Genomic DNA, 1920 nt, shown 5'->3' with positions numbered 1-1920 from the left:
CGACCCAAAGCGGTCTTCGATATTTCATCTAAAAGACTCCCGAAAACAACGCTTTGCGATGGAACAAAAAATGCTAGGATCGCGCCGCTAGCGCCAACTTCAGCACCAAAGACACATAACTCTGCAGAAGTATTCGCCCACCTGATTCACAGGGCAGGTCGAAAAGCTATTGCGTTCGATGCAGCAAGAAACCTTGAGGAGTGAAGCCATCACCCCTCCAATGCTTGAAAAGCATTTTGCTGCGGTAGTGGAACTTCATGAGTTAAGTGTCTTGTCCCAAACATCCATCCCCGGTGATTCCTCTGCGTCTCACGGCATGCGCATCTCCTGGTCAGCGCTAAGCGGCTTGGCCGCCATTGCCCTGTTCTTCATTGTTCTGGGGCATGACGGCCGACGTGTTGCCCAGCTCCTGATACTCATGGTGCCTGTGTTCATCGGGCTGGCCTTGCCGATGCGCAGCCCTGCCTGGCTCAAGGCGCGACGTTGGCTTTCCTTTGTCTGGGTAATGCTTTTTGCATTGGATGGCACCATGCGTGCCTATCTGATGGAGCTGTACCAGTCTTCACCAGAGGGGGCAATGGTGATTGGCGCAATGGCCAATACCAACTGGCGAGAAAGCTCCGAATATCTGTCAATGCACTGGCGCAGTGTTGTGCTTATCTGCGGTGGCCTTGCCTTGCTCGCTTTGCTGGTGTGGCATCTCACGGGGCGGACTGTATTGGCTGCCTTGCGCAGGGACAGAAGGCTGGCGGTGCTTTCCTTGATCGTGACCCTTGTGTGTGCGCTAGCCTATTCCAGCAAGCCTTGGCGCCGGCTGCATCCTGCGATTTTTTGGGCCCAATGGGTCCACTCTACTCAAAAACTGAAAGCCAGCCTCGCCGACCAGCATCAGGAGCGTGCAAGGCTGCTGGATCACGCCATTCAAGCAAAGCCTACGCTGGCGGACGCCGGGCCATCCACAGTCGTGCTGGTGCTCAGTGAAAGCATCAATCGCGACAACCTGTCGCTCTATGGCTATGACAGGCAGACAACGCCCAAGCTCCAGGAACATCAAAGGATTTCAGGGGCCCAGATGACCGTGCTGCGCAATGCATGGTCTGTGGATGCCAGTACTCTGCCCGCAGTGCGCAACTTGTTTGGCTTCGGCGCCCCGGGCTCGACTGAGTCCCATCATCTGGTCGCGCTTGCTCGAGCATCAGGCTACAAGGTTTGGTGGATCAGCAACCACGACGATGTTGGAATTGAGCAGCAGCATGCCAGGCTGGCTGATATCGTGCAGATGGTAAATCGCACTCCCGGGCGCTCCTCTGTGTCTTTGGACGGGGAAATGGTCGACGAACTGAAGACGGCTCTTGATGCGCCTTCCGAACGCAAGTTCATCGTGGTTCACATGCTGGGCGCCCACCCGCACTACAGCCTGCGCTACCCCAAGGGCCAGAATCCCTTTGATGATGAAGCAGATGCGATTGATGCATCGCTGAAGAACAAGGGCACCTCCTTATGGGTGCGCCGGCAACGCCAAGAATATGATGCGGCGCTGCTGTATCACGATTATGTGGTGGCGGAGACGCTGCGCCTCACCCAATCAGCTGCCTTGGCAAAAGGCAAGGTGGCATGGATGTATCTATCCGACCATGGTCAGGAAGTAGGCCATGTCCGCAACCATGCGGGACACAGCAAGAGCACCGAGGCCGGCTACCGTATTCCCGCGATTATCTGGCGCAACTCCTCTTCGCCAAAACTGCCTGAAGACGTTACACAGAGACCCTTCCGCTCCGATTGGGCCGCATGGACCATCGCGGATCTGCTGGATATCCGCTGGAGCAGCCAATCGCTTGAGCGCAACGTCTTGAGCAAGACCTACCGATGGGAGGAGCCCCGCCTGCCAATGCCTGTGAGTTCATTCACCAGGTGATTTTT

General features: G+C 56.3%; 2 protein-coding genes. Both read left to right on the top strand.

The genetic code is table 11. From position 1 onward, the window contains the following. The coding region (locus tag SJH88_RS19005; RefSeq protein ID WP_274755376.1) for a hypothetical protein at positions 1-204 on the top strand (204 nt) is incomplete at its 5' end. Next, complete coding sequence (locus tag SJH88_RS19000; protein WP_270147636.1) at positions 179-1915, top strand: phosphoethanolamine transferase; 1737 nt, start codon at positions 179-181, stop codon at positions 1913-1915. The genes SJH88_RS19005 and SJH88_RS19000, both read left to right, overlap by 26 nt. Positions 1916-1920: the final 5 nt, after the last annotated feature.

This window comes from Comamonas sp. GCA5, assembly GCF_036541385.1.
Lineage (GTDB): Bacteria > Pseudomonadota > Gammaproteobacteria > Burkholderiales > Burkholderiaceae_C > Comamonas > Comamonas aquatica.
Note: the sequence above shows the minus strand (reverse complement) of the source record. Positions and strands in the feature narration are given on the sequence as shown.

Bases quoted from the DNA above. Each gene is read 5' to 3' on its own strand.
- SJH88_RS19000 (WP_270147636.1), top strand. From the start codon at position 179: ATGCAGCAAGAAACCTTGAGGAGTGAAGCCATCACCCCTCCAATGCTT.